Origin of the sequence: uncultured Polaribacter sp. (assembly GCF_947501385.1) — a bacterium.
Taxonomy (GTDB): domain Bacteria; phylum Bacteroidota; class Bacteroidia; order Flavobacteriales; family Flavobacteriaceae; genus Polaribacter.
Genome location: NZ_CANMVP010000022.1, coordinates 52,231 through 76,439 on the forward strand (window position 1 = coordinate 52,231; position 24,209 = coordinate 76,439).

Genomic DNA, 24,209 nt, shown 5'->3' on the forward strand with positions numbered 1-24,209 from the left:
TCATATATATGAATAGAATACATATTATTTATGAATACGACGCTATCATTGAAAAATTGGCAGAAGATATTAAGAACAGTGATTTTAAAGTTCAATATTTTTTGAAGCTATTGAATTTAAAAAGCAGTTTTTTTTATAAGAAAATCCGTGAAAAGAGATTTACCAGTGAAGAATTAAAATTAATTTCTAAAGATTTATATCCTGATGAATTTCAAGATTACAAAGAGGAATTAATCAATAAATTAATTGAAAAATCAAGACAAGAAATTAAAGAGGGTAAGGTTTCAAATTTTGAAGATATTTTACAAGAAAGTAAAATCAAATATGGAATTTTATAATATTATTTCTTCTAAATTATCTGAAAAAACCTACCAAAATAATATCGATTATTTAGAAGAATTTTGGACGGTTAATGAAATCATCAATTTCATTAAAAAAACAGAAGAAGTAATAACAATTCTAAAAACTTCACCAAAGACCTTCAAAAAGTATAAAAATCATAAAAGTATTCATCAAATAGTCATTTTAAAACAAATTACTTTATTTTATGAAATCAACGGAAAAAATGTAGCGCTTTTAATTTTCTTTAATAATTATCAAGACCCTAATAAAATTAAAAAATTACTAGAAGAATAAAATTTAGTTCTTTTTATAAATCTATACTCTTATTTTAAATAACTAAACCACCCTGCACTAAAAGTGCAGGGTGGTTTAGTAATAAGGACTGAAAGTCCTTTCTTTTCTTACTCAAGTATAAAATCCGAATTATCATCGTTATCTTTCCTTCTGTGATGTTCCAAATACTCATTTACCATCTTGTCAGTTATATTCCCACTACTCCAAACACCATATCCTGATGCCCAGAAATGATTTCCCCAATATCTTTTTTTCAAAGAAGGAAATTCCTGTTGAAGTCTCCGAGAAGAACGACCTTTCAAACTCTTTACAATTGAACTTATATTAAGTTTCGGAGCATATTCGATATGTATATGAACATGGTCTGAACTAACAACTCCTTTCAATATTTCAATACCTTGAGCCTCGCAAACTTGAATTAGAAGTTCTCGACATCGGATTTGAAGATCACCTTTAAGAACTTTATATCTATATTTGGTCGACCAAACTATATGACAGGTCAAACGACTAACTGTATGTGAACCTTTTCTTATATTTGAACTCATAAATGCGAATGTATAGATTTTTTCGCATTACTAAAGTACTGCAATAAAATTGCAGGGTTTTAGACCCTAATTTGAGACCAATAAAATGATTTTAAATCAAATCTGCGCGTCAGGAAAAGATAACTTTATTTCTGAATTGACTAAAAAGTTTAGTCAAAGGAAGAAAGAAATTCTTGGTTCAGATAATGTATCCGAAAAAGAAAAAAAAGCAGAAATTCTTGCGCTAGAAAAATGGTATCATTGGAAAAGAAAACTGGCTGAATACTGTAACTTTTAACTTTTTATTTCTGTGTTTTACTTCGTATCTTTGCACTCTAATAAAGAATGAAAATGGCTGTAGACTCTGTAATCCTTCCTGAAAGACCTAAAAAACCAAAATGGTTACGTGTAAAATTACCTGTTGGTAAAAAATACACTGAATTAAGAGGTTTGGTAGACAAATACAAGTTAAACACTATTTGTGCAAGTGGTAGTTGCCCAAATATGGGTGAATGTTGGGGAGAAGGAACTGCAACATTTATGATTCTTGGAAATATTTGTACACGTTCTTGCGGATTTTGTGGTGTAAAAACTGGAAGACCAGAAACGGTAGCATGGGATGAGCCAGAAAAAGTAGCGCAGTCTATAAAAATTATGAGCATCAAGCATGCTGTAATTACTTCTGTAGATAGAGACGATTTAAAAGATGGTGGTTCTATTATTTGGGCAGAAACTGTGGATGCAATTCGCAGATCAAACCCCAATACAACTTTAGAAACTTTAATTCCAGATTTTCAAGGAAACACCAAACAGATAGATCGAATTATCGCAGTGCATCCTGAAGTAGTTTCTCATAACATGGAAACGGTGAGAAGATTAACTCGTGAAGTTAGAATTCAAGCAAAATACGATAGAAGTTTAGGTGTTTTAAAATACTTAAAAGAAAACGGAATGCGAACAAAAACTGGACTGATGTTAGGTTTAGGTGAAACTGAAGAGGAAGTAATTCAAACAATGAAAGATTTACGTGCAGTAAATTGTGATATTATTACCATTGGTCAATACTTGCAACCTACAAAAATGCATTTACCGCTAAAAGAATTTGTAACACCAGAGCAGTTTAAGAAATACGAGACCTTAGGTTTAGAAATGGGCTTTATGTACGTAGAAAGTGGTCCTTTGGTTCGTTCTTCTTACAAAGCACATAAACACGCTAAATAATACTTTTAAATTGATAATAATTGAATTAAAATTAAGAATAATTAGCAATAAAATATAATATAAATTAACGATTCTCATTTGAGAATCGTTTTTTTATTAAGTAAATATAAAAATTCCAAAACTTTACCATCTCCAATATAAAAAAGTGTTTTTGGCACGATGCTTGCAAAATAAAAAATGAAAGCAACTTTGTAAACTGCTTTCATAGTGTAAATTATTTGAATTAGTTAGTTGATTAAAAAAACCATCTCCCTGAGATGGTTTTTTGTTTAAATAATTATAATTGTTCTTTTTGAATTTCTTTGGCAATCTTTTCAACTTCATCTAAAACTCTTAGCAGATTACCATTCCATAATTTTTCTATTTGATTTTCTGTATAACCTCTTTTTACGAGGTCAACTGTAACATTTAAAGTTTCAGAAGCATCATTCCATCCTTCTACTCCTCCTCCTCCATCAAAATCTGAACTGATTCCTACATGATCTATTCCAATCTTTTTAACCAAATAATCGATATGATCTATAAAATCGGAAACATTTACAGCAACAGGAAGATTTTTCATTGATTTCGTTTTTTCTTTAACAAGGTCTTTCATCCTAATAAAAGTTTCTATGTAAGCATCTCGTTCTTTACCTAAAGGCAGTTTCATAACTTCTTTCATAGACATCCATTTCGCGCCTAAAGAATCCATTATTTTTTTTTCAACTTCCTTTAAAGCTTCATCTCTCGCTTCATTTTTTTCAATATTCAAATAGCCACTAAAAGCAACCGCTTGCACAACACCACCATTTTCTTTTATCCAACCTAATTGTTCATCATCTAAATTTCTGCTGTGATTGCACAACGCTCTTGCAGAAGAATGTGATGCAATTAAAGGAGCTTTAGATAATGCAATCATATCTTTCATCGCTTTTTTTGACGGATGCGAAACATCAATCATCATTCCCCATTTGTTCATTTCTTTGATTACTTGCTTTCCTAAATCACTTACGCCATCGTGTAACCAAATACCATCTTCTTCGCCAGTATTTGAATCACAAAATTGACTATGACCGTTGTGTGATAGTGACATGTATCTTGCGCCTAAATCGTAAAATTCTTTTACTCTGCTAATATCTCTACCTAAAGGATAGGCATTTTCCACACCAATCATAGCAACTTTCTTTCCCGAAGCATATATTTTTCTAGCTTCTGCCGATGTAACTGCCAATCCAATTCTATCTGGAGCAGTATCTTTTGTTAGTTTGTGAATGGCTTCAAACTTACTTATCGCATTTTTATAGGCTTTATCATAACCTTCTTCATTTAATTCTCCTTGCCCCGTATACACAATGAAAAAAGCAACATCTAAACCACCTTCTTCCATATTGGGTAAGTTTACTTGATTGGTTAATTTTTGAGTATAATTAATACTATCTGTAAAATTGGCAACGTTTATGTCTACATGTGTATCTAAAGTCATTACTTTCTTATGAATACGTTCCCCTTTCATAACTAAGCTTTCTTCTTTTTTTGTTTCTTTACAAGAAATTAGCATCAATGAAATTGCAAGAATTTTAAGATATTTCATAATTTTAGTTGGTTCGATTTTGCTTTAAAGATAAGAATATTTTAAAACTCAAAAACCATCTCTTATGAAGTTTCAGAAGAGATGGTTTTGTTTTATCCCAGAAAGGGTTTAGAACCCTTTCTGGGCTATAATTTACATCGCACTAATAATATCATATTTTGTAATAATATGATGATTTCCGTTTTCTAAATCAACCAAAACAGCTTGATTCTCTTTTGTAATCAATTTAGAAATTTCATCTAATTTCGCGGTCTTTTTTACAATAGGATATGGTTTTCCTAAAATATCTTTAATTGGTCTGTCTGCAATATTTTTATCGGCTATAAAATGATGTAACAAAACAGCTTCATCTATAGAACCTACCAAACCATCTGCATCTTTTACAGGAATTTGCGATATCTTAAAAGCTTTCATTCTCTCTATGGCATGAGAAACCAATTCTTCTGTTTGAGCCGTTATTAAAGGCTTATCATCATGACTTTTAATTAAATCTGCAGCAGTTTTAAATTCTTCTTCTATAAAACCTCTATCACGCATCCAGTCGTTGTTAAACATTTTACCCACATATCTACTTCCATGATCATGAAATAAAACCACAACAACGTCATCTTTAGTAAAATGCTCTTTTAATTGCAACAGTCCTTTTAAAGCGGCACCAGCAGAATTTCCTAAAAACATACCTTCTTCTTTTGCCAATCTTTGTGTGTAGATTGCTGCATCTTTATCTGTTACTTTTGTAAAGCCATCAATAACACCAAAGTTTACATTTTTGGGTAAGATATCTTCACCAATGCCTTCTGTGATGTATGGATAAATCTCGTTTTCATCAAAAATACCTGTCTCATGATATTTCTTAAATACAGAACCATAGGTATCAATTCCCCAAATTTTTATATTCGGATTCTTCATTTTTAAATAACTTCCAACGCCAGAAATGGTTCCACCCGTTCCAACGCCAACCACAAAATGAGTCACTTTTCCATCGGTTTGTTCCCAAATTTCTGGACCCGTGCTTAAAAAATGTGCTTTACAGTTACTTGGGTTGTCATATTGATTTACATACCAAGAGTTTGGTGTTTCTTCTCCCAAACGTTTAGAAACCGAATAATAAGATCTCGCATCATCTGGCTCTACATTTGTAGGACAAACTACCACTTCTGCACCAACAGCTCTTAAAATATCTATCTTTTCTTTAGACTGTTTGTCTGCCATTACAAAAATACATTTGTATCCTTTTACAATTGCCGCCAACGCCAAACCCATTCCTGTGTTTCCTGAAGTTCCCTCAATAATGGTTCCTCCAGGTTGTAAGCGTCCGTCTGCCTCTGCATCATGTATCATTTGCAACGCCATTCTATCTTTTACCGAGTTTCCTGGATTAAAAGTTTCGTATTTAGAAAGCACCAAACAAGGCAAATCTTTGGTTAAAACATTCAATTTTACTAAAGGTGTGTTTCCAATAGTTTCTAATATATTTTCTGCGTAGTTCATTTCTTTATTTTACAAGTACAAAGATAAATTATTTTTTGGGCGTTCCCTAAAAGGTCGTGCTGTTATTTATCTTGAGGATAACTGAAATCAAATGATCATTTGATTGAAAATAGCGAACAAAATTATCGAAAGGTTCCTCGCTTTTTTAGCTTTGTTCTCTCTCGAAACTTTGGAAATAAATTTGTAGAAAAGCAAATTCACTACCATTGACGTTTTTATACAATTACCTGATTTTAAGTAAATTAATAGTTCTCGACTGCGCTCGAACAGACATGCTTACAATAATTTATCTTATGTCATTCCAACCGCTTGATAAAAATTTTCTCGGGTCTCGAATAGACAACTAAAAAGAGAGCTCAAAAAATCTATCAATCGCTAACCCAGAATGTCTATGAACAAATAGCAAGCTAAAAGTTTTTAAATAGGCTGCGTTAGCGATTGAAATGGCATCCTTTTTCTATGCTGAACTCGTTACAGTATCTTTTATGAATACGCGCATTACCTCGGAAAAGGAGGTTGCACCAAATTCAGCAAAAGAAAAAGATATAATGGAAAGCGCGCCTTTATGCTGAACACCTTCAGGATAAAGGAACGCCCAAATACTAACAAATTCCGATAATACACAAATACAAAGGCATCCCAAAAGTAATATTAAACGGAAAAGTTATTGCCAAAGCCATTGGAATATACAGACCTGGATTTGCTTTTGGTGCGGCCAATTTCATAGCTGCAGGAACCGCAATATAGGAAGCACTTGCTGCCAAAATAGACATTAAGAGTCTGTTACCGACTTCCTCCATAAAAAAGCCACTTAAAACTGCCACCAAACATCCGTTAAAAACCGGGATAATAATCGCAAAGGAAAGTGTAAACCACCCTTTTTTAAGCAAAGCTTTTAATTTTTGTCCGCTTGTAATTCCCATGTCTAACAAGAAAACGGCTAGAAAACCTTTAAAAATATCTGTTGTAAATGGTTTTATTCCTGCTGCTTGTGCATCGTTTGTAAAATAACCAACTAATAAACTTCCTATGATTAAAACCACACTTCCGTTTGTTAGAGAATGATGAATAACACTTTTTAAGGAAGTCTTATTCTTTTTGTCTTTATTATAAATGGCTATTAAAAGAACACCTACAATAATCGAAGGCGCTTCCATCAAAGCCATAACTGCCACCATATGACCACCAAAAGGAATGTTAGACATTTCTAAAAATGAAATGGTTGTTACAAAAGTTACTGCACTAACAGAGCCATATGCAGATGCGATGGCTCCAGAATTTTCTACACTTAATTTTAAACGTAAAATATAATAACAGTAAATAGGAACTATCAATGCTAATAGCACTCCAAACAGCAGTGACCAGATAATTTCTGATGTAATAATACTGTGTGCCAGTTCTTGGCCACCTTTAAAGCCAATGGCTAGTAAAAGGTATAATGAAATAAATTTAGAAGAGTTTTCTGGTATTTTTAAATCGCTTTTTAAGTTGACAGCTATTAAGCCTAAAAAGAAGAATAATAAAGCTGGGTTTGTTAAATTATCTACTAAATAATGTAAATCCATAGGTGGTTTTTTGGCATAAAAAAAGTAGGAAAGCCTATTTTAGACAGTCTTTCCTACTAAGAACTCAAATTTAAATACTAATTATTTTTCTACAGAAATGTGTATAGTGCTAGAAATTTTTATATTGTAACCATTCGATTCTAAAGAAGAAAGAAATGCTTTCATAGCTGCCTTGTCGCTAATTAATTCTGTAATTCTAGAATTGTCATATACACACGCATCATTCATATTCCCTTCTGTTTTAGAAAGTCTTTGTAGTTTATGAAAGTTAATTTTTACATCTACAACATTATTTATAATGCTTAATGCTTCTCTTTTAGTGAATTTACCTTCAATTAGTTTTAGTTGTTGCTCTAATGATTCATTCATTTTTTCTGATACTTGTAAAGTTGCGTTTTCCATAATTTATTTATCTGGTAATGTTGTTAGATTTAGAGTTTTTAATACAAAAAATGAGTACTAAAATAGCTTGTGAAACAAAAAGTTCTTTTAGGAAAGGACTCGCAATTGCAATTGCTAATATATTTAATGTCAACATTGCTATAACAACTGTAAATTCTAAGAATTTAATTAGTTGTGCTTTTGTAATTTGAAATACAACATCATTGTTTAATGATTTTGTTTGTCCTGATGGATTAGATAGTGTCTGACTCATTGTTTTAATTTTTTACAAAGAAATGATGTTTTTTTTATATATTTTTATTTATATTTATTATGAAATACATAAAAATATTTTATGAATTATACATTACATCAATTAGAGATCTTTAGAAAAATTGCAGAAGTAAAGAGTGTTACCAAAGCATCTGAACAACTTTTTTTAACGCAACCTGCCGTTTCTATTCAATTAAAAAACTTTCAAGACCAGTTTAATTTGCCACTTTTTGAAGTGGTAGGTAGAAAATTATACATTACAGAATTTGGTGAAGAAATTTCTGAAACGGCTTTAAAAATTTTAGAACAGGTAGCTGCTATTAATTATAAATCAGCAATTTTTGAAGGAAAACTAGCTGGTAAATTAAAAATTGCCATTGTTTCTACAGCGAAATATGTAATGCCTTATTTTTTATCGAATTTTATAAAAGAAAATGAAATGGTAGATTTAACTATGGATGTTACTAATAAAATGTCTGTGATTAGAAGTTTAGAAAATAATGATTGTGATTTTGCAATGGTATCTACAATTCCTAGAAAATTGAATATAGAGCGTATTGAATTGATGAAAAATAAGCTCTATTTTGTTGCGAATAAAGATTATAATACTGCTAAAAAAATAGCACTAAAAGCATTAAATACATCTTTATTTATTTTTAGAGAATCGGGTTCTGCTACCCGTTTGGCTATGGAAAGGTACTTGATTAAACACAAAATAGCAGTTCACAAAAAAATGGAACTCACCTCTAACGAAGCTGTAAAACAAGCCGTTATTGCAGGTTTAGGTATTTCTATTATGCCAATTATTGGTATTAAAAATGAACTTCAAAACGGCGATTTACAAATTTTAGATATTAAAGACCTTCCCATAGAAACAAATTGGCATTTGATTTGGCTGAAGTCTAAAAATTTGTCTTTGGTTGCCAAAGCTTTTAAAAAACACATTGAAGAAAATAAAGAAGAAACCATTCAACAACATTTTAATTGGTTTTTAAAAACAAACTAATTGTCAAGCAAACTTTATAGATTTAGAAGGCTGAATTTTAGTAATAATATAAGAAGGAATAATCAACATTAAAAAACATAAAACCAGCGTACCAATATTTAATAATAAAATAGCAGCAATAGAAATATGAACAGGCATTGTTGCCACATAATATGTCTCTGGATTTAGTGTAATTAGTTGAAAGAAATGCTGAACACCAATAACAGACAGCCCAATAATATTTCCCCAGAAAAGTCCTTTTAAAATTAAATAAGAAGCATTGTATAAAAATATTTTTCGAATGCTCGAATTGTAACTTCCCAACGTTTTTAAAATACCAATCATTTGTACGCGTTCTAAAATTAAAACAAGTAGCGCAGTAATCATATTAATACCAGCAATTAAGATCATAATCCCAATAATAAACCAAACATTATTATCAAATAATTTAAACCAATCGAAAACTGCAGGATACAAACCTATTATAGTTTTACTATTTAAAGTGGCTCCTATCTCACTATAAATCTCTTCGCCTTTTTCTTCAATCGTATCAAAATTATCTAAAATCACTTCAAAACCACCTACTTGATGCGCTGTCCATTTATTTAATTTTTGAACCTCTCTAATATCACCAATCATCATGTTTTTATCAAACTGTGCAAAACCAGAATTATAAATACCAGAAATAACATATTTCTTATTAGAAGGTAATTTACTAGCGGTGGTTTTTAAAAAAGTAGCTAAAATAGTATCGTTCAATTTTAATTGTAAACGATTCATAACGGTCTGAGACAACAAAACTTCTCTTGTTCTTTGTTGATTAAAATCAGGAACAACACCTTCTACTAAGTACTCTTTAAAAAAAGACCAATCGTAATCTTTCGAAACACCTTTAAAAATAATGCCTTCAAAATCGGTATCAGTTCTTAAAATTCCACCCTTATTTGCATAGACCTGTACGTTTTTTATACCTTCTATATTTTTAAATGCTGGATAAAAATTCTGATTTGTACTTATGGGTGTTGTAGAGACATCAGAATTATTATTATCATAATTTACAATTTGAACATGCCCTTTAAAACCCGCCATTTTATCGCGAATTTTATTCTGAAGTCCAGCAGCAGTTGCCACAGCAATAAGTATAATAATAATTCCCAACGCAATTGCTGTGATTGCAATTTTTATTATTGGTGATGAAATACTATTTTTATACTTTTTGCCAGCAATAATGCGTTTTGCAATAAATAATTCGTAATTCAAATTGATGATCTTTTTTAAACCTTTCAAAAGTACATATTTATTCTTATTTCTATTGATGAATTTTCAGCTGATTTCATGTGGGCAACAAGTTCAAAATTCAAAATTTAAAATTCAAGAGAATACTCAAAATTCAAAAACTGAAAAACTAGAAATTAAAACGGGTGCAGAACACACCAATTTGTATCTCGGTTTATTAAAAGGGAAAAATGTTGCAGTGGTTGGGAATCAAACTTCGGTAATTTCAAAAATATTTAATTCAGAAGCTTATGGAGTTGACACTCACTCAGAAAAAATTATTGATACAATAAAGTTTTCAAAATTAGAGTATGTTCATCTTGTAGATAGTTTGCTTTCTTTAGGAATTACCGTAAAAAAAGTCTTCGCACCAGAACACGGTTTCAGAGGAAAAGCAGATGCTGGAGCTTATGTAGAAGATGGATTAGATGCAAAAACAGGCTTGCCTATTTTATCACTTCATGGAAAAAATAAGAAACCTTCTGCAAAACAATTAAAAGGAATTGATGTGGTGGTTTTCGATATTCAAGATGTTGGCGTGCGCTTTTACACCTATATTTCTACTTTACATTATGTACTAGAAGCTTGTGCCGAAAATGGCATTCCTGTAATAATTTTAGACAGACCAAATCCAAACGGACATTATATCGATGGTGCTGTTTTAGAAATGAAACATTCAAGTTTTGTTGGCAAACATCCTGTTCCTGTGGTATATGGAATGACCATTGGTGAATATGGTCAAATGATTAACGGAGAAAAATGGTTGAAAAACGGAATTCAGTGTAATTTAAAAGTAATTCCATTAGAAAATTATACACATAATTCTGAATATTCTTTACCGATAAAACCATCACCGAATTTACCGAATGACAAAAGCATTAACCTGTATCCGAGTTTAGGTTTTTTTGAAGGAACTACAATTAATGCGGGTCGTGGAACAACATTTCAATTTCAAAGATATGGTGCACCATTTTTTGAAAAAACTAAATTTTCTTTTACACCAAAAGCAAATGATGGCGCAAAATATCCAAAGCATAAAGGCAAAATGTGTTACGGAAAAGATTTGAGTGAAACGGAATATTTATCAAAAATTAACTTGTCTTTTTTAATTGATGCATATCAACAAACTCCTAAAAAGAAAAAATTCTTTGGAGAAACATTTACAATTCATGCAGGAACTAAAAAACTACAACAACAAATAGAAAAAGGGTTATCTGAAGAAGAAATTAGAGAAACTTGGGCGGAGGATTTGGAGGCTTTTAAGGTTGTTCGTGAGAAATATTTGATTTATAAATAACTATGAAAAAGATTCTATTACTTTTTATGTCATCAATTTTATTCTTTTCTTGCAAATTTGAAAAACATATTAAAATAGAATATGGTAAGAAAAATTGCACAAAAAAAATAATTGATGCTGTTTACAATGATGAATATTTAACAAAATATGATACATGCAACAAATACAAACGAAAGTTTTATAGGAAATATTTTACTGATAATAAACTGATCATGGAAGGTTATTCTGAAAGATATTCAAAAGAAGGTGTTTGGAGGTTTTACAATAAGAAAGGAGATACAATTACTAAAGTCAATTTTAAAAATTCAGAACTAACAGGGAATTCCAAATTTAAAAATTTAGATACAATTTCTTGGGGAATTTTTGCGCTTCCAAATAAAGGATTTAGGATTTCAAAACCAAAAAGATTATCTGTTTTAGAAGAAGATGAAAACACATTTTATTTTGATGATAAAAATGGAAATGGTAGCACTAATTTAAGTTTTAGAATTACAATGCATCTAATAGATGATATTGATGGAGAAATTATTGATATTTACAATAATACAGTTTCTCAAAAACAAAATCACAAGAGAATACAAAGATTAAAATTCAAGAAAGTTAACATCTCTGATTATAAAGAATCATATCAAATTACTAATGAAGAAATTCAAGATGACAAAATTTTATTAATAGAAGAGAATATTATAGTTTATAAAGATAGATTCTATTACATACAAATAATTCAAAATAAGCAATCAAAATACGATTATACAGTGATGAAAGAAATAATTAAAAATTCTTTTAAAGTTTATGACACTATAATTCCAGATAAAGTAACTAAACTTTCTCAAGCCCAGTAGGTTTTCGATACCCTTGAAAAGGCTGTTTTAATAACTCCTTTAAAGAAGAATTTGTTGCTTCATCAGGAAAAGTATCTACTCCGTACACAATTTTGTCTCTGTCTAATTCTAAATAAGTTCCGAAAATTCTGTCCCAAATCGAAAATATATTTCCGTAATTAGAATCTGTATACGGTAACATGTTATGATGATGCACTTTGTGCATGTCTGGAGAGACTATAAAATAACTCAAAAATTTATCTATTTTTAGAGACATCTTAATATTTGCATGCGTAAATTGTGTAAAAATCAAAGACATCGATTGATATATAAACACAATTGCAATAGGAGTTCCTACAACAAAAACACCTAATAAAGTAAACACAAAACGAATGACACTTTCTATAGGATGATGTCTGTTTGCGGTTGTTGTATCTACTTTATGATCTGAATGATGCACCAAATGCACCATCCACAAAGGTTTTATTTTGTGTTCTGTAAAATGTGCTAAATACGCTCCAAAAAAATCTAAACACAAGACACCTAAAACCACATACAACCAAAGTGGCATTTCTGGAAGCCAATTGATCATCCCAAAATTATTTGTTTGCACCCAATCTGCAGTTGCTAATAATAAAAAAGCCAATCCTAAATTGATGAGCACTGTAGTAAGTGTAAAAAATAAATTAGGAAAAGCGTGTTTCCATTTTTTATATTCAAATTTAAACAATGGAAAAAAACCTTCTAAAATCCAAAAGAAAGCAATTCCCCCCACAATAATCATACTTCTATGTTCTTTGGGAATGTTTTCGAAATAGTTAAAGATAGTTTCCATGAAGATTTATTTTCTACTAAAATAAGGAAAAAAACTTTGTCATTCCTGCCTTTCGACTCCGCTCAAGATAAACTCAGGCAGGAATCTATAGTTCATAAATTAATCGTGTTTTTATAATAAATAGTTTTGTATAGTAAAAATGAGCAAACAGCTTCTTAAAAAATTAGTTTAGATTTCTGCTAAAATTTATTTTGGGCGCTGCCAAAAGGTAGAAATTATAGATCAGAAAAAAGATTTTAGAAAACTAACGAACTATTTTCTAACCCTCTTTTTATTATAATCATAAGGAATTTTAACTTTTAGGGCTTCAACAATAGTATAAGCTGCAGGACAAATAAAAGTATTTTCAATTGTTAAATCGGTGATTTGTATAAACTTTTTTCGATCTGTATGTGGGTAATCTGAACAAGCTTTTGGGCGAACATCGTATATAAAACAAGAATTATCTGATTCATCAAAAAACGAACAAGGCGCAGTTTTTAAGACCATAAAATCATCTTGATCACGTTCTAAATACTGATTTTGAAAATCTGCCACTTTCATTTTCAAATGCTTAGAAATTCGCTCTGTATCTTTGTCTGTAAAGATGGGCGAAGTAGTTTTACAACAGTTTCCACAATCTAAACAATCCGTTTTTTTAAATTCTGCTGTATGCAATTCTTGCATTACATAATCTAAATTTTTAGGGGTTCTCTTTTTTAAATTTGCAAAATATTTTTTACTTTCTTTCTTTGCTTCTTCTGCTAATTTAGGGAGTTGTTCTAGACGTTTTTCCATGCTACAAAAATACAATTTATAAGTGGTTTTAATGCTGGTTTAAAATGATTAAAAACAGAATAATTTGAGTTGTAAATTCTCAATTGATCTAAATAGAGATGGGTAACTGACTCAATTTATATAAATTCAGTCAGTCAACTGACCCAATTAATGGAAATAAAGTCAGTTTTATGATTATTCGTAAATTTACAGCTAAAATTACACCTGTAATTTTGTCCAAATAATCTTACAATTTCAACTCAAAAAAAACAAATAAAATCCTTAATTTCGCAATTCAATTATCAGGATTCAATGAATATTCAAAACACCATAGAAACCAAAGTAAAAGAAGGTTTCTTAGCACTATATCATATAGAAATTCCATCTGTAGAATTTCAAGCAACCAGAAAAGAATTTGAAGGAGATATCACCGTTGTAGTTTTTCCTTTGTTACGTTACAAAAAAGGAAACCCTGTTCAAATTGGTGAAGACTTAGGGAAGTATCTTGTAGAAAACATCGTTGAAATTACCAATTACAACGTTGTAAAAGGTTTTCTAAATTTAGTGATTGATGATGCTTTTTACACCAATTTCTTTAATTCAATCTACGCAGATGCAACTTTTGGTGTTGTTTCGACAAAGCAAGATGAAAAAGCGGTTATGGTAGAATATTCATCACCAAACACCAATAAACCCTTACATTTAGGACACGTCCGTAATAATTTATTAGGCTATTCTGTTGCTGAAATTATCAAAGCATCTGGAAAAAAAGTCTATAAAACACAGATTATTAATGATCGTGGAATTCATATCTGTAAATCGATGTTGGCTTGGGAGAAATATGGTCATGGAGAAACTCCAGAATCTACAGGTTTAAAAGGAGATAAATTAGTCGGTAATTATTATGTGAAATTCGACCAAGAATATAAAAAAGAAATTGCTCAATTAATTGCTAAAGGAAAAACGGAGGAGGAAGCAAAAAAGCAAGCGCCACTTTTAGTGGAAGCACAAAAAATGCTTTTAAAATGGGAAGCTGGAGACAAAAAAGTAGTTTCACTTTGGGAGACTATGAACTCTTGGGTATATGCAGGTTTTGATGTTACTTACAAAAATATGGGTGTTGATTTTGATACGTTGTATTATGAAAGTGATACCTATTTGTTAGGAAAAGATGTGGTTGCACAGGGTATTGAAAAAGGTGTTTTCTATAAAAAAGAAGACGGCTCTGTTTGGTGTGATTTAACAGATGAGGGTTTGGATGAAAAAATTGTGTTGCGTTCAGACGGAACAGCTGTATATATGACACAAGATATTGGAACCGCCATTCAGCGTGTAAAAGATTTTCCAGATGTTGGTGGAATGGTTTATACGGTTGGAAATGAGCAAGATTACCATTTTCAAGTATTGTTTTTAATCCTAAAAAAATTAGGCTTTGATTGGGCAAAACAATTGCATCATTTAAGTTACGGAATGGTAGATTTACCTTCTGGAAAAATGAAATCGAGAGAAGGAACGGTGGTAGATGCTGATGATTTAATGGTGGAAATGACCACAACTGCCAAAGAAATTTCTGAAGAATTAGGGAAACTAGAAGGATATTCTGATGAAGAAAAATTAGACTTATATAAAACAATCGGTTTAGGTGCCTTAAAATATTTTGTTTTAAAAGTAGATCCTAAAAAGAGAATTTTGTTCGACCCAAAATCTTCGGTAGATTTTCAAGGAAATACAGGCCCTTTTATACAATATACCTACGCGAGAATTCAATCTATTATCAGAAAAGCAGATTTTGACTACAATATCATATCGAGCGGAGTCGAGATAGCATTACATGATAAAGAAAAGGAATTGTTAAAACAATTAGAACTGTTTCCTGAAACCATTCAACAGGCTGCTACAAATTATTCGCCAGCAATTATTGCAAATTACACCTATGATTTGGTAAAAGAGTTCAATTCTTTTTATCAAAATGTCTCCATTTTAGGAGAAGAAAATCAAGATAAAAAAGTGTTTAGAGTTCAGTTGGCTAAAAAAGTTGCTGACACCATAAAATTAGCATTTTCATTATTGGGAATTCAGGTTCCTGAGAGAATGTAAAAAAAATTTACAGTTGCAGTACGCAGTTGGCAGTAAGAACAAAAGTTAGTAAATTAGCACGCGTTAGGGATTGAAGTGGCATCCTTTTTATAACTCTTTTTAATGGCTTTATTGCGAGGAACGAAGCAACCTTTTAATTAATCAAGAGATTGCCACATAAAGCAGAAAAAGCTTTATTCGCAATAACAGTTATAAAAAGATAAAACGAAAAGCCTGTTAAAACGCCCAAAAAAATAAAATACAGAATTATGAAATACGACATCATCATTATTGGAAGTGGACCTGGAGGTTACGTAACTGGAATTAGAGCTTCGCAATTGGGCTTTAAAGTTGCCATTGTAGAAAAAGAATCTTTAGGCGGAATTTGCCTAAACTGGGGTTGTATCCCAACCAAAGCATTGTTAAAATCTGCACAAGTGTACGATTATTTAAAACATGTAGATGAATATGGTTTAAAAGCAGAAGCAATTGACAAAGATTTTGATGCGGTAATTAAAAGAAGTCGTGGTGTTGCAGACGGAATGAGCAAAGGTGTGGCTTTTTTAATGAAGAAAAACAAAATCGACATTCTTGATGGTTTCGGAAAAATAAAAACAGGTAAAAAAGTAGAAGTTACTGCCGAAGATGGAAAAGTAACGGAATACTCTGCCGACAATATTATTATTGCAACGGGTTCTCGTTCTCGTGAATTACCAAATTTACCACAAGATGGTGTAAAAGTAATTGAATATAGAAAAGCAATGACATTGCCTAGTCAGCCAAAAACAATGATTGTTGTGGGTTCTGGAGCCATTGGTGTTGAGTTTGCGCATTTCTACAATACCATGGGAACGGAAGTTACCATTGTAGAATTTCAACCAAATTTAGTACCGGTAGAAGATATCGATATTTCGAAGCAATTTGAGCGTTCTATTAAAAAAGCAGGAATTAAAGTGATGACAAATTCTTCTGTAGAAGCTGTAGATACTTCTGGTAAAGGTGTTGTTGCTACTGTAAAAACAAAGAAAGGTGAAGAAACTCTAAAAGCAGATATTTTATTATCAGCAGTTGGAATTAAATCGAATATCGAAAATATTGGTTTAGAAGATGTGGGTATTATTGTAGACAGAGATAAAATTTTGGTCAATGATTTTTACCAAACAAATATTCCTGGTTATTATGCCATTGGAGATGTGGTTCCTGGACAAGCTTTAGCACATGTTGCTTCTGCGGAAGGAATTACCTGTGTCGAGAAATTGGCAGGTTTGCATACAGAACCTATCGATTATGGAAACGTTCCTGGTTGTACCTATGCAACTCCAGAAATTGCCTCTGTTGGAATGACGGAAGCAAAAGCAAAAGAAGCTGGTTACGAATTAAAAGTGGGTAAATTTCCTTTTTCTGCTTCAGGAAAAGCAAAAGCAGCTGGCACGCCAGATGGTTTTGTAAAAGTTATTTTTGATGCAAAATATGGCGAATGGTTAGGTTGCCACATGATTGGTGCTGGTGTTACAGATATGATTGCTGAAGCAGTTTTAGGACGTAAATTAGAAACAACTGGGCATGAGGTTTTAAAAACAATTCATCCACATCCAACCATGAGTGAAGCGGTTATGGAAGCAGTTGCCGATGCTTATGATGAAGTGATACATTTATAAAGGTTTCGTCATTGCGAGGACGTCAGGACGAAGCAATCTGTTAATTTAATTGAGAGATTGCCACAGAAAGTGAAAAACTTTCTTCGCAAAGACTTTAAATTATTAAACGCATAGATTTATCAAAAACCGAGGTGAATTACTTCGGTTTTTATATATTTTTCAATACTAATAATAACAATTAAAAAAATTAAAATGAGAGCAAAATATCAAAGTGTTTTAGACTTAGGTGAAAAATTAAATATTAAAAATGGCGATGTAAAAGTTGAAGACGGGAAATTAAAAATTTGGGGTACTGCAAGTAACCAATATGAAAAAAATCTGCTGTGGGACGAAATCAAGAAAGTTGGCGGTGAAAACCCAAGCGATATTATGGCAGACATTAAAGTTGATGATACTTCTGTGTTCGCAAAACATACAGTAAAAAGTGGAGAGTCTTTGAGTAAAATAGCAAAACATTATTATGGAGATGCCATGAAATACAATGCTATTTATGAAGCCAATAAGGGTATTTTAAAATCTGCGGACTTAATTCATCCAGGGCAAGAATTAATACTTCCTAATTTGTAGAAATTCATGTATTATATATTGAAAACCGAGGCAAAACCGCTTCGGTTTTTTTTATATTTGAAAAAGAAAAAATGATTTTATAAATTGATCACTAACAAAAAAAAGTTTTTTATTGAAATTCTTAAAGGAATTTTAAAATTAATAATTGCGGGTATATGTATTGGCTATTTAAAAGAATACGATCTATGGATTGCCATCATCTTAGTACTCAAAATTACACACAATATCTATAAGGACATTCTAAAACCAAAAAAGAAAAACTGGTTGCTACTCATAGGAATGCTACTCACCTGTTTTGGTGGTCTTGTAGGTGAAACTTGGGGAGTTTCCAATGGATATTGGGAATATCATGCTGTTGCAAGAGAACTACCTCTTTGGTTGCCTTTTGCTTGGATGTATGCATTCTACTTTTTATATAAATTAGAACTACAATTAATTCCGCTTTTAAAAAATCAAACCCAAAAAAATAAAATTATTTTAGCGCTTATTTTGGCTTTAATTCTTCCTGCTTTCGGAGAAGTTATTACAATTTATCTAGGTGTTTGGACTTATTATTGGCCGTATCAACTATTCGGAGTTCCTTTATATGCGTTTATTTGCTTGGTTTTTGTGCACATGTTGGTCTATACAATTTTACATTTTATTTGTAAAAAGTATCAAATTAATGATGTTGTTTTTAATTAATTATTACACAGAGATTCACGGAGGAATTACACAGAGAAAACACAAAGCTTTATAAAAAAAGACACGAATTTCACGGATTGTTGTGAGGATTGTTTAAAGGAAATTTATTAAGTCTAAAACCTTTGCGAACTTTGCGATTAATTATTTCGAAGAGATTTTAAAACAAATACAGATTTTCCATCAGAGTATTTTCCCCTTCGGGGAAATTAAAAGAGGCTCCCTAAAACTTCCAACAAACAATTCGTGTCACTTTATTTCCTTGACTTAGTGGAATTACCTTAAATGCTGTCGCACCCAATTTTTTAGATGATTTTTCTAAACTCTCTACATTTTCTTTTCTAGAAACTAGACTTGTAAACCATTTGCTTTTTTCCTTAAATAAAGAACTTTCATACAAATAGTTATGTAAAAAAGCTTTTTCTCCTCCAACATACCACAATTCGTTATTGTTCCCAGAAAAGTTCCGAACAGCATTATTTCCCAAATTTCTATTTTTTCGCTTATTTGCACCTTGTGCTTCTTCTGCTGATTTATAGAAAGGCGGATTACACATCGTCGCAGAAAATGCATCATCATCTTTTAAAATTCCTTTTAAAATATTGTTTTCATCAAATTGTTGACGCAATTCTATATTACTTTCTAATGCATTATCATAAATAATATCTTGTGCTGTATCTAAAGAATCTAAATCGATATCCGTACCCACAAAATTCCAATTGTATTCTGCTACTCCTAAAAGCGGATAAATACACGTTGCGCCTGTTCCAATATCTAAAATTTTTATAGCTTCTTCGGAAGAAAGCAAGTCTGCCAAATGATGAATATAATCTAAACGTCCAGGAATTGGCGGACATAAATTCGCATCTGGAAAGTCCCAAACAGAAATTTGATCATAAGAAAATAATAAGCCTTTGTTCAGTTCTTTTACCGCTGTTGGGTTTGAAAAATCAATTGTTGTGGTTCCGTATGCATTTTCTGAAACTAGGGTTTCTAAATTTGGGTTTACTTTGATTAAATCATCAAAATTATAGCCTGTATTGAATTTATTTTTCGGGTGCAATCCTTTGTCTTTCATAAATTAAAATGTCTGGTCGAGCGCAGTCGAGACCTATTTAAATCGTAATAAAACTAATAACCTCTCGACTGCGCTCGAGGGGACATTTATTCCTATTTATAATTTTACAATTCTAAAATGGTAAATTCTAAATCTAAAGGTTTTAATGATTTCTTTAAAGCTTCAATAAAAGATGAACCATATTCTAAATAATATTCAGAAAAATTACGTTGCCTTTCTTCTAAACTTTGGTTTGGTACTATTGCATTTTGAAGTTCGGTAATTCTGTCTACCAAATCCTTTTGTCTTCTTTTTTCAGCTTTTAACAAACGTTTTTGAAGATTTTCTAATCCTTTTATTTGCTTTCTTTCTTGTGCGTTTACTGCATTTATAAATGAAACGTCTGTTTTTTTAGCCACTTCTTTTAAATCTGAAAACTGATTTTCTAAAAAATTAATTTTGGCATTAAAATCGATTTCAATGGCTGAATTTTCCACCACTTTTTTAGACAATAGTTTATGTTGACTTAAAAAAATCTCTTCATGAGAAATATTTAAATTATCTAATTTCTTTTGTTGTTTTTCTGATATGACTTGTACAGAATTTCTTAATAATAAAATTGGAAAAGGAACCTTTACCTTGTTGAAGTAATTTTTCAACTCAAACCAGTATGCTATTTCTCCTCCTCCTCCAATATAACACAAATTCGGTAAAATGACTTCTTGATACAAAGGTCTCACAATAACATTTGGCGAAAAAGCTAACGGATTTTTTTCAACTTCTTGTAAGATTTCACTTTTAGAAAAAGAGGTATTTGTATTGTTTACTTTGTAAACTCCATCTTCAAAAATAATACGTTCACGAGAATTTTTACCCAAATAAAACAAGTTAATCTCTCTAGGATTTACCTGAATTTTATAATTTTTCTCTAAACTTGTAACCGTTTTAGAAACTTCCTTAAAGGACGTTTCGTTTTCTAACTCGTCTTTTATAAATGGGATAAATAATTTCTTTAATTCTTTATCGTCACCATCAACAATTACCAAACCATATTCTTTGAACAATTCATTGGCAATAAAACGAGTAGCATCTGCTAAATTATCATGCTTTAGATATCCTTTAGAAAATAGTTCTTTTAGCTCCTTGGCGTTTTTAGAATTTCCTAGTTGGTTTGAAAAAACTTCAAAAACACTTTCTAATCCTTCCGTAGAAAATCGTCCAACTGCACCACCATCTTCTCTACTCCATAATACTTTCTTTCCATCAAAATTGAAGTAATTAATTTCCTCAAAATCATGATCTTCCGTTGCCATCCAATACACAGGAACAAAATTTTGTGCTGGAAATTTTTCTGATAATTCTTCTGCTAGATTGATAGCAGCTATTATTTTATATAAGAAATACAGTGGTCCCGTAAATAAATTCAATTGATGGCCCGTGGTGATTGTAAAGGTGTTTTTCAACTTTAAAAGCTGAATATTTTCTCGCGTTTTTTCTGAAATATCAAAACCTTCATATTGCTTTTTTAAAGCATCCACTAACACCAACCTAGATTGCAATCTAAATGATTTCTCTTTTTCTTCAATCTGGTTATGAAAACCAGAGACGTTTGGAAAATTATTATAAAACGACTTTATCGGTTCTTTTTGCTCTAAATAATCTAACATTATTTTAGAGAAGAAACCTGTTTGTTCAAATGGAATTTGTGTTGCTTTCATAATTAATTTACAACACTATTTATACAACAATCAGAATCTGAGTCTGCGTTCATATTACTTGTTTAATTTTTTATAAAAATACAATTATTTTATGGGTAGTTGAAAATGCAAATTCAATCTAACAAACTTTTAACATGTTTCAAATTCTACAAGTCAAAAAATTAAAATTATATCCTTACTTTTGGTTTCTTAATCAATTATTTACATGAAATTCAACGCTTTTTTATTTCTTCTTATTCTTTGTATAGGAACTACCTTTTCTCAGAAATTACAATCTCCATCACAATTTTTAGGCTACGAAATTGGTGCTCGTTTTACAAGACATCACAGAGTTGTAGACTATTTTAAATATGTTAGCACCACTTTATCTAACGTTCAATTAGAAAAATATGGAGAAACCAATGAACACAGACCTTTGTACTTAAGTTATATTTCTTCTCAAGAAAACATAGATAATTTACAAAAAATTAGAAGAGACAATCTTTCTCAAACAGGAATTATTGCTGGGAACGCTACAAATAAAAAAGCCATTGTTTGGCTGAGTTACAATGTGCACGGAAATGAAGCTTCTAGTACAGAAGCAGCGATGTTAACTTTATATGAATTGGTAACAAGTAAAAAAGCATGGTTAGAAAATACCATTGTAATTATAGATCCGTGTATAAATCCTGATGGAAGAGACCGATATGTAAACTGGTTTAACCAAGTAAAAAGTACGCCCTATAATGTAGATCAAAATGCAAAAGAGCATGCAGAACCTTGGCCCGGTGGAAGACCAAATCATTATTTATTCGATTTAAATAGAGATTGGGCTTGGGCAACGCAAGTAGAATCTGCCCAAAGAATAAAAATGTACAACAAATGGATGCCGCATATTCATGTCGATTTTCATGAACAATATATTAACAGTCCGTATTATTTTGCACCGGCGGCAGCACCTTTTCACGAAATTATTTCTGAATGGCAACGTGATTTTCAAACCCAGATTGGAAAAAATCATGCGAAATACTTCGACAAAGAAGGCTGGTTGTATTTTACAAAAGAAAGTTTCGATTTATTATACCCAAGTTATGGAGATACGTACCCAACCTATATGGGCGCTATTGGTATGACCTATGAACAAGCGGGTCATGGAAAAGCAGGTTTAGGAATACAAACTGACGAAGGTGAGATTTTAACATTGAAAGACAGAGCAATTCATCATACAACAACAGGTTTGTCTACCGTAGAAATTTCTTCTAAAAATGCTGAAATATTAAATACTGAATTTAAGAAATTCTTTGACAATTCTGCTTTAAATTTTAAGAGTTATGTATTAAAAAACGACAATGAAGATAAAATAAATCGTTTAAAGGCATTGTTAGACAAGCATGAAATTCAATATGAAGGTGCATCAAATGTTAGTGTAAAAGGGTATAACTATGGAAATCAAAAAGATGAAAAATTTACTACTTCTACCAATGATTTGGTAATTCATACAAATCAGCCAAAAGGTAAAATGGTAAAAGTTTTGTTTGAACCCAATGCGAAATTGGTAGATTCGTTAACTTATGACATTACTGCCTGGTCTTTACCGTATGCGCATGGCTTAAATGCAATAGCTTCTAAAACAAAAATAAGCTCTACTGCTAAAAATAATAAGTATTCATTTGATAATGTAGCAAGTACATCTGCGTATGCCTACATTTCTAAATGGAACAGTTTAGATGATGCTGCTTTTTTAGGTGATTTATTACAACATAATATTGTACCGAGATTTACTGAAAAAGCATTTGCTGCAAACGGCAAATCTTTTGAAGCTGGAACACTAATTATTTTAAGGAATGATAATAAAAATAAAGACTTTGATTCGAAGTTAATAAAAATTGCTGATCGAAATATGCGTCAGTTAACTGCGGTTTCAACTGGTTTCTCTCAATCTGGAGTAGACTTTGGGTCATCTTCTGTAAAACCAATCAACCACCAAAAAATAGCCGTTATTTCTGGTAAAGGAACTTCTTCATTAAGTTTTGGTGAAGTTTGGCACTTTTTTGAAACACAATTAAAGTATCCAATTACAAATATAAATTCTGATGATTTTTCTGCTACAGATTTCACCAAATATGATGTAATTATATTACCAAGTGGTTACTACAGCAAAGTTTTAAATAAAACTACATTAGACAACCTGAAAAAATGGGTGCGTTCTGGAGGAACTTTACTTGCCATTGGAAATGCGCTCAATAGTTTTGCTGATAAAGATGGATTTTCCTTAAAAAAGAAAAAAGAAGATGATAAAGAAGACGAAAAAGAAAATGACAAAGAAGATAATTTAACTCCGTTTGCAGAAAGAGAAAGAAAGGCAGTAACAAATTTAATTACAGGAAGTATTTTTAAAAGTACTTTAGATAATACGCATCCTTTAGCTTTTGGTTATAAAAAGGAGTATTTCTCCTTAAAATTAAGCGGAACTTCTTACAAATATTTAAAAAAGGGTTACAATGTTGGTTATTTTGATAAAAACAGCAAAAACGTTTCTGGTTATGCAGGAAGTAAGGCGATAAAAAAAGTGCCAGAATCGTTGCTATTTGGAGAGCAACCTATGGGCAGCGGAAGTATTGTGTATATGGTAGACAATCCGTTATTTAGATCTTTCTGGGAAAATGGAAAATTATTTGTTGCGAATGCTGTTTTTTTATTAAATTCTAATAAATTGAAGTAGTACTTACAAGTGTCTCTTGAGTAGTACTTTAATGAAGACATTTTTATTAAAAGTAGCTAGTGAAAAGTTCATTAATTTTAGACAAATAATGAGTTCTCTTCCGAAGCTTCGGAGCGCTCGA

At 31.2% G+C, this 24,209-nt stretch carries 23 protein-coding genes; 12 read left to right on the plus strand and 11 right to left on the minus strand.

The genetic code is table 11. From position 1 onward, the window contains the following. The first annotated feature begins 8 nt into the window (after window positions 1–8). Both Q0998_RS14315 and Q0998_RS14320 read left to right on the plus strand, forming a co-directional pair. The gene (locus tag Q0998_RS14315) at window positions 9–338 is read left to right on the plus strand and encodes a hypothetical protein (protein WP_299670925.1); all 330 of its coding nucleotides are present in this window, start codon (window positions 9–11) and stop codon (window positions 336–338) included. After that, window positions 325–636: a type II toxin-antitoxin system RelE/ParE family toxin gene (locus Q0998_RS14320; protein WP_299670926.1), complete on the plus strand. Its 312-nt coding sequence runs from the start codon at window positions 325–327 to the stop codon at window positions 634–636. Before Q0998_RS14315 ends, Q0998_RS14320 begins: the two co-directional genes overlap by 14 nt. Window positions 637–743: 107 nt before the next feature. Here the strand turns inward: Q0998_RS14320 and tnpA are convergent, their stop codons facing one another. Beyond that, on the minus strand, window positions 744–1,181 hold the full coding sequence (gene tnpA, locus Q0998_RS14325) for an IS200/IS605 family transposase (protein ID WP_299670928.1): 438 nt from the start codon (window positions 1,179–1,181) through the stop codon (window positions 744–746). Between the two features lie 85 nt (window positions 1,182–1,266). Here tnpA and Q0998_RS14330 point away from each other — a divergent pair, with 85 nt between their 5' ends. Then, a complete protein-coding gene (locus tag Q0998_RS14330) occupies window positions 1,267–1,458 on the plus strand; it encodes a hypothetical protein (RefSeq protein ID WP_299670930.1) in 192 nt (63 codons plus the stop codon). A 53-nt stretch (window positions 1,459–1,511) separates the two neighbouring features. Beyond that, window positions 1,512–2,381 carry a lipoyl synthase gene (gene lipA, locus Q0998_RS14335; RefSeq protein WP_299670932.1) on the plus strand — a complete coding sequence of 290 codons (870 nt, stop codon included), beginning with the start codon at window positions 1,512–1,514 and terminating at the stop codon, window positions 2,379–2,381. A 277-nt stretch (window positions 2,382–2,658) separates the two neighbouring features. Here the strand turns inward: lipA and Q0998_RS14340 are convergent, their stop codons facing one another. The 5 genes from Q0998_RS14340 to Q0998_RS14360 all read right to left on the minus strand — a co-directional run bounded on the left by Q0998_RS14340 (window position 2,659) and on the right by Q0998_RS14360 (window position 7,662). Beyond that, on the minus strand, window positions 2,659–3,951 hold the full coding sequence (locus Q0998_RS14340) for a dipeptidase (RefSeq protein ID WP_299670934.1): 1,293 nt from the start codon (window positions 3,949–3,951) through the stop codon (window positions 2,659–2,661). A gap of 132 nt (window positions 3,952–4,083) precedes the next feature. Beyond that, window positions 4,084–5,442 (minus strand): pyridoxal-phosphate dependent enzyme, encoded by a 1,359-nt coding sequence (locus tag Q0998_RS14345; RefSeq protein ID WP_299670935.1) that lies wholly within the window; start codon window positions 5,440–5,442, stop codon window positions 4,084–4,086. A 602-nt stretch (window positions 5,443–6,044) separates the two neighbouring features. Next, a complete protein-coding gene (locus Q0998_RS14350; protein WP_299670937.1) occupies window positions 6,045–7,007 on the minus strand; it encodes a sodium-dependent bicarbonate transport family permease in 963 nt (320 codons plus the stop codon). 81 nt (window positions 7,008–7,088) lie between these two features. Then, window positions 7,089–7,409, minus strand: coding sequence for a hypothetical protein (locus tag Q0998_RS14355; RefSeq protein ID WP_299670939.1), 321 nt, complete (start codon window positions 7,407–7,409; stop codon window positions 7,089–7,091). Between the two features lie 7 nt (window positions 7,410–7,416). Continuing rightward, entirely contained in the window at window positions 7,417–7,662 is a 246-nt protein-coding gene (locus Q0998_RS14360; protein ID WP_299670941.1) for a hypothetical protein, read from the minus strand. 81 nt (window positions 7,663–7,743) lie between these two features. Between Q0998_RS14360 and Q0998_RS14365 the strand changes: the two genes are divergently transcribed. Continuing rightward, a complete protein-coding gene (locus tag Q0998_RS14365; RefSeq protein ID WP_299670943.1) occupies window positions 7,744–8,667 on the plus strand; it encodes a LysR family transcriptional regulator in 924 nt (307 codons plus the stop codon). Between the two features lie 3 nt (window positions 8,668–8,670). Here Q0998_RS14365 and Q0998_RS14370 read toward each other — a convergent pair whose 3' ends face one another. Continuing rightward, window positions 8,671–9,906 (minus strand): FtsX-like permease family protein, encoded by a 1,236-nt coding sequence (locus tag Q0998_RS14370; RefSeq protein ID WP_299670992.1) that lies wholly within the window; start codon window positions 9,904–9,906, stop codon window positions 8,671–8,673. Between the two features lie 55 nt (window positions 9,907–9,961). On the opposite strand from Q0998_RS14370, the gene Q0998_RS14375 reads away from it, so the two are divergent. Together Q0998_RS14375 and Q0998_RS14380 are read left to right on the plus strand one after the other, a co-directional pair. Then, window positions 9,962–11,218, plus strand: a complete 1,257-nt coding sequence (locus Q0998_RS14375) for a DUF1343 domain-containing protein (RefSeq protein WP_299670945.1) — start codon at window positions 9,962–9,964, stop codon at window positions 11,216–11,218. A 2-nt stretch (window positions 11,219–11,220) separates the two neighbouring features. After that, window positions 11,221–12,060, plus strand: a complete 840-nt coding sequence (locus Q0998_RS14380) for a hypothetical protein (RefSeq protein ID WP_299670947.1) — start codon at window positions 11,221–11,223, stop codon at window positions 12,058–12,060. Here the strand turns inward: Q0998_RS14380 and Q0998_RS14385 are convergent. Then, window positions 12,038–12,874: a sterol desaturase family protein gene (locus tag Q0998_RS14385; RefSeq protein ID WP_299670949.1), complete on the minus strand. Its 837-nt coding sequence runs from the start codon at window positions 12,872–12,874 to the stop codon at window positions 12,038–12,040. The two genes, Q0998_RS14380 and Q0998_RS14385, sit on opposite strands and share 23 nt — an antisense overlap. 252 nt (window positions 12,875–13,126) lie before the next feature. Further along, on the minus strand, window positions 13,127–13,651 hold the full coding sequence (locus Q0998_RS14390) for a YkgJ family cysteine cluster protein (RefSeq protein WP_299670951.1): 525 nt from the start codon (window positions 13,649–13,651) through the stop codon (window positions 13,127–13,129). 291 nt (window positions 13,652–13,942) lie between these two features. Here Q0998_RS14390 and argS point away from each other — a divergent pair, with 291 nt between their 5' ends. The 4 genes from argS to Q0998_RS14410 all read left to right on the plus strand — a co-directional run bounded on the left by argS (window position 13,943) and on the right by Q0998_RS14410 (window position 18,615). Then, window positions 13,943–15,727, plus strand: coding sequence for an arginine--tRNA ligase (gene argS / locus Q0998_RS14395; protein WP_299670953.1), 1,785 nt, complete (start codon window positions 13,943–13,945; stop codon window positions 15,725–15,727). A 248-nt stretch (window positions 15,728–15,975) separates the two neighbouring features. Further along, window positions 15,976–17,364 (plus strand): dihydrolipoyl dehydrogenase, encoded by a 1,389-nt coding sequence (gene lpdA, locus Q0998_RS14400; protein ID WP_299670955.1) that lies wholly within the window; start codon window positions 15,976–15,978, stop codon window positions 17,362–17,364. A 192-nt stretch (window positions 17,365–17,556) separates the two neighbouring features. Then, window positions 17,557–17,931, plus strand: a complete 375-nt coding sequence (locus tag Q0998_RS14405; protein ID WP_299670957.1) for a LysM peptidoglycan-binding domain-containing protein — start codon at window positions 17,557–17,559, stop codon at window positions 17,929–17,931. 84 nt (window positions 17,932–18,015) lie between these two features. After that, the gene (locus Q0998_RS14410) at window positions 18,016–18,615 is read left to right on the plus strand and encodes a hypothetical protein (RefSeq protein WP_299670959.1); all 600 of its coding nucleotides are present in this window, start codon (window positions 18,016–18,018) and stop codon (window positions 18,613–18,615) included. A 220-nt stretch (window positions 18,616–18,835) separates the two neighbouring features. On the opposite strand, the gene rlmF is transcribed toward Q0998_RS14410, so the two are convergent. Beyond that, window positions 18,836–19,690 carry a 23S rRNA (adenine(1618)-N(6))-methyltransferase RlmF gene (gene rlmF / locus Q0998_RS14415; RefSeq protein WP_299670961.1) on the minus strand — a complete coding sequence of 285 codons (855 nt, stop codon included), beginning with the start codon at window positions 19,688–19,690 and terminating at the stop codon, window positions 18,836–18,838. Between the two features lie 104 nt (window positions 19,691–19,794). Beyond that, window positions 19,795–21,387: a bacillithiol biosynthesis cysteine-adding enzyme BshC gene (gene bshC / locus Q0998_RS14420; RefSeq protein WP_299670963.1), complete on the minus strand. Its 1,593-nt coding sequence runs from the start codon at window positions 21,385–21,387 to the stop codon at window positions 19,795–19,797. A gap of 205 nt (window positions 21,388–21,592) precedes the next feature. On the opposite strand from bshC, the gene Q0998_RS14425 reads away from it, so the two are divergent. Beyond that, window positions 21,593–24,088 (plus strand): M14 family metallopeptidase, encoded by a 2,496-nt coding sequence (locus Q0998_RS14425; RefSeq protein WP_299670964.1) that lies wholly within the window; start codon window positions 21,593–21,595, stop codon window positions 24,086–24,088. Window positions 24,089–24,209 lie beyond the last annotated feature (121 nt).

What these genes read in the sequence shown, in the direction of transcription:
- Q0998_RS14315 (WP_299670925.1), top strand. Translation starts at nt 9, where the DNA reads ATGAATAGAATACATATTATTTATGAATACGACGCTATCATTGAAAAA.
- lipA (WP_299670932.1), top strand. Translation starts at nt 1,512, where the DNA reads ATGGCTGTAGACTCTGTAATCCTTCCTGAAAGACCTAAAAAACCAAAA.
- Q0998_RS14425 (WP_299670964.1), top strand. Translation starts at nt 21,593, where the DNA reads ATGAAATTCAACGCTTTTTTATTTCTTCTTATTCTTTGTATAGGAACT.
- Q0998_RS14375 (WP_299670945.1), top strand. Translation starts at nt 9,962, where the DNA reads ATGAATTTTCAGCTGATTTCATGTGGGCAACAAGTTCAAAATTCAAAA.
- Q0998_RS14390 (WP_299670951.1), bottom strand. Translation starts at nt 13,651, where the DNA reads ATGGAAAAACGTCTAGAACAACTCCCTAAATTAGCAGAAGAAGCAAAG.
- lpdA (WP_299670955.1), top strand. Translation starts at nt 15,976, where the DNA reads ATGAAATACGACATCATCATTATTGGAAGTGGACCTGGAGGTTACGTA.
- Q0998_RS14365 (WP_299670943.1), top strand. Translation starts at nt 7,744, where the DNA reads ATGAATTATACATTACATCAATTAGAGATCTTTAGAAAAATTGCAGAA.
- Q0998_RS14355 (WP_299670939.1), bottom strand. Translation starts at nt 7,409, where the DNA reads ATGGAAAACGCAACTTTACAAGTATCAGAAAAAATGAATGAATCATTA.
- tnpA (WP_299670928.1), bottom strand. Translation starts at nt 1,181, where the DNA reads ATGAGTTCAAATATAAGAAAAGGTTCACATACAGTTAGTCGTTTGACC.
- Q0998_RS14385 (WP_299670949.1), bottom strand. Translation starts at nt 12,874, where the DNA reads ATGGAAACTATCTTTAACTATTTCGAAAACATTCCCAAAGAACATAGA.
- Q0998_RS14360 (WP_299670941.1), bottom strand. Translation starts at nt 7,662, where the DNA reads ATGAGTCAGACACTATCTAATCCATCAGGACAAACAAAATCATTAAAC.
- Q0998_RS14345 (WP_299670935.1), bottom strand. Translation starts at nt 5,442, where the DNA reads ATGAACTACGCAGAAAATATATTAGAAACTATTGGAAACACACCTTTA.
- Q0998_RS14380 (WP_299670947.1), top strand. Translation starts at nt 11,221, where the DNA reads ATGAAAAAGATTCTATTACTTTTTATGTCATCAATTTTATTCTTTTCT.
- Q0998_RS14330 (WP_299670930.1), top strand. Translation starts at nt 1,267, where the DNA reads ATGATTTTAAATCAAATCTGCGCGTCAGGAAAAGATAACTTTATTTCT.
- argS (WP_299670953.1), top strand. Translation starts at nt 13,943, where the DNA reads ATGAATATTCAAAACACCATAGAAACCAAAGTAAAAGAAGGTTTCTTA.
- Q0998_RS14350 (WP_299670937.1), bottom strand. Translation starts at nt 7,007, where the DNA reads ATGGATTTACATTATTTAGTAGATAATTTAACAAACCCAGCTTTATTA.
- Q0998_RS14405 (WP_299670957.1), top strand. Translation starts at nt 17,557, where the DNA reads ATGAGAGCAAAATATCAAAGTGTTTTAGACTTAGGTGAAAAATTAAAT.
- Q0998_RS14320 (WP_299670926.1), top strand. Translation starts at nt 325, where the DNA reads ATGGAATTTTATAATATTATTTCTTCTAAATTATCTGAAAAAACCTAC.
- Q0998_RS14340 (WP_299670934.1), bottom strand. Translation starts at nt 3,951, where the DNA reads ATGAAATATCTTAAAATTCTTGCAATTTCATTGATGCTAATTTCTTGT.
- rlmF (WP_299670961.1), bottom strand. Translation starts at nt 19,690, where the DNA reads ATGAAAGACAAAGGATTGCACCCGAAAAATAAATTCAATACAGGCTAT.
- bshC (WP_299670963.1), bottom strand. Translation starts at nt 21,387, where the DNA reads ATGAAAGCAACACAAATTCCATTTGAACAAACAGGTTTCTTCTCTAAA.